Source organism: Limnohabitans sp., assembly GCF_044373035.1.
Taxonomy (GTDB): domain Bacteria; phylum Pseudomonadota; class Gammaproteobacteria; order Burkholderiales; family Burkholderiaceae_C; genus Limnohabitans_A.
In genome coordinates, this window is the sequence record NZ_JBILQU010000209.1 from 1 (window position 1) to 2,840 (window position 2,840).

3 protein-coding genes are annotated in these 2,840 nt (G+C 64.6%); 1 reads left to right on the forward strand and 2 read right to left on the reverse strand.

Annotation, left to right across the window (positions count from 1 at the left end; all coding sequences use genetic code 11):
- Both ACIQ47_RS15985 and ACIQ47_RS15990 read right to left on the reverse strand, forming a co-directional pair.
- A partial coding sequence (locus tag ACIQ47_RS15985) for a histidine kinase dimerization/phospho-acceptor domain-containing protein (protein WP_396439021.1) occupies positions 1-1,385 on the reverse strand: 1,385 nt, incomplete at its 3' end.
- Positions 1,385-2,062: a response regulator gene (locus ACIQ47_RS15990; protein ID WP_396439022.1), complete on the reverse strand. Its 678-nt coding sequence runs from the start codon at positions 2,060-2,062 to the stop codon at positions 1,385-1,387. The genes ACIQ47_RS15985 and ACIQ47_RS15990, both read right to left, overlap by 1 nt.
- A 143-nt stretch (positions 2,063-2,205) precedes the next feature.
- On the opposite strand from ACIQ47_RS15990, the gene ACIQ47_RS15995 reads away from it, so the two are divergent.
- Positions 2,206-2,840: hypothetical protein (locus ACIQ47_RS15995; protein WP_396439023.1), on the forward strand; the 635-nt coding region annotated here is incomplete at its 3' end.

Consider the following 2,840-nt stretch of genomic DNA (forward strand, 5'->3'; position numbering starts at 1 on the left):
ACCAGCGCAAAACGCTTGCCAAAAGGCGCGGCACCCGCATCGCGCAAGAGCTGCGCGCCCTGGCTTTGGGCGATGCGCTCGACCAAGGTCAGGCCAATGCCCAGACCCGTCTCGGCATCAGGTGCGCGGACGGCGCTGAAGTCACCGCCATCGTCGCTGACCGACAGCGTCACCTGGCCTGAGGCATCGCGGGCCACGCGCACCTCGACGTAGGTGCCCGCCGGGTTGTGGCGCAAGGCGTTGTCCACCAGGTTGCGCAAGGCCAGCTCCAGCAAGGTGGACTGCCCGGGCAGCGCCAGAGGCTGCTCGGGGGCTTCGAGCGCGATGTCCTGACCCAACTCGTGGGCCAGCGCCGCATGCTCTGACACCACACGTAGCCCCAAGGCGCACAGGTCCACAGGCTCAGAGGGGTCTGCGGACAGGCTTTGGGCACTGGCCAAGTCCAACAGTTGCGACAGGATGCGCCCCGCACGCAAAGCGCCCTGCTCCACCGCCTGCAAGGCTTGGGCTTGTTCGGCGGCTGAGCCGTGGCGGGCCAGCCGGGCCTGCAGCACCAGCGCGGTCAATGGGGTGCGCAGCTCATGGGCCACATCGGCGGCAAAACGCCGCTCACGCCCGATCTGGGCATGCAGGCGAAGCACCAAAGCGTTGATGGACTGAACCGTCACGCCCAGTTCCCGATAAGGCTGCTGCGGCACCAGGGTTTGGCCAGCATCGACATCGAGCGCCGCGATATTGCCCGACAAACGCTGCAAAGGCAGCAAGCCGCGACGAATGGCCGAGGCCAGCATCAGCGCCACCAAAGGCAAGAACACCAGTGCGGGCAGCAAGATGTGCTCAGAAATGTCGGCGGCCAGCGCTTCACGCCCTGCCGGGTCCATGAACACGGCCACGCGGCGCACAGAGTCACCACCCGTCGACTCACCCACGTACACGCGCCAATACTGCGTAACGCCCTGCATCGCCAAACCCAGCGTCTGATGGCCCAGCGCCAGTTTCGTTGGCCATTGGGCGTGCACACCGTGCGAGTCCCAGACCAGGCGTTCGTCCTGCCACACGAGCACATGAAACTCAGGCGCGTAGGCGTTGGGCGGATGCTGTGCCAAGGCTTTGGGCAGTGCAACCTGTGGCGACGCATGGGATTGGGATGCATCAGGCTCAGGCAAGAGCGCGTTCAGCGGCTGACTGAGCAGCAGTTGCGCGGCCGACACCAACAGGCCGTCGCTGATTTCTTCGGCCTCGTGGTAGCCGGTGGAATAGGCCAATCCGGCCAGCAAAAGCCACAGCGCCACGACCGCCCCCAAGGCCCAGGCCCAAAGGTAGCGCCATAGCGAGCGGGGTTGGGGCTTGCCAGGTTCGAACTGCGGATTTGTGGCTTGGCCCATCAAACCGCTCCTTTGTTTTCTGGCACCGGCACAAAATAGCCCACGCCGCGCACCGTCTTGACCAGGCCATCGCCGAGTTTGCGGCGCAGGTGGTGCATGTGCACTTCCAGGGCGTTGCTGTCCAGCGCTTCGTCAAAACCATAGAGCGCCTGCTCCAACCGCTGGCGCGACAGCACCTGCCCGCTGCCGCGCAGCAGTGCCAGCAGCAAGGCAAATTCCTTGGCCCGAAGCGCCACGCTCTCGCCGTTGCGCACCACCGTGTGGGCGGCCGGGTCGACCACCAGATCGCCGTGGCGCAGCAGCGGCGAGGCGCGGCCTTCGCTGCGGCGCAGGGCCACGCGCATGCGGGCCAGCAGTTCCTCAGGCTCGAAGGGCTTGACCACATAGTCGTCGGCCCCCTCGTCCAGCCCGGCCACCCGGTCGGGCAAGGCATCGCGGGCGGTCATGATCAACACCGGCATCACGCTGCCCGAGCGGCGCACCTGGCGCAGCCAGTCCAGGCCGTCGCCATCGGGCAGGCTCAGGTCCAACAGCACCAGGTCAAAGGGCTCCACGCGCAGTGCTGCCGAAGCCAGTGCCAGCGTGGACGTCACGTCCACCGCATAGCCGCTGGCCTTCAATGTCGCGGCCAAGCCCGTGGCAATGCCCGCGTCGTCTTCCACAATCAATACCCGCATCGTCCCAGTCCCATTGGCGTGAGTGGTCATTTGTTGAGGCTCGATTGTCTCAGGTGTGGTGTTCATGGCGCACACCTTGTCACAGGGACTTTAAGCCTGGCTTAACCCGGGCGGCATTTAATTGAACGATGCAGAAATCAGACATGCGAACCCCCGCCAAGGCCCCACTGAATAGGCTGTGCAACGTCAACCCACACCCGCAAGCGCTCGCCAGCCTGTGGCTTTGGGGCACGCTGCTGGTGCTGACCTTGGCATGGGATGCATCGGAAGCCGATCTCAGCGCCATGAACTGGCTGGGCACTCCACAGGGATTTTCCTGGCGTGACCACTGGTGGTTGAGCAACGTGCTGCACACCGGGGCCAAACAATTGGGGGTGCTGATTTACCTTGGGGTGTTGGCGATGTCCGTGTGGCCGCAGGGTATTTGGCGGCAACTGCAACGCCGTCAACGGTGGGAGATCGCTGCGGGAATCACCCTCAGCTTGCTGGTGGTCACCGCCATCAAAAGCATCAGCCTGACCAGCTGTCCTTGGGAGTTGCAGGCCTTTGGTGGGGCGGCCAGCTATGTGTCGCACTGGTCATGGGGCGAGGCCGATGGGGGTGGTGGTGCGTGTTTTCCGGGCGGGCATGCCTCCAGTGCTTTTGCTTTCATCGCGCTGAGCTTGCCGTGGTTGACGTCAAAACAAACCGAACACCAGCGCTTGGGGGGGACAATGACCGCGATGATTGTGCTGAGCGGGTTGGTCTTGGGGCTGTCGCAGACCCTCAGAGGCGCCCA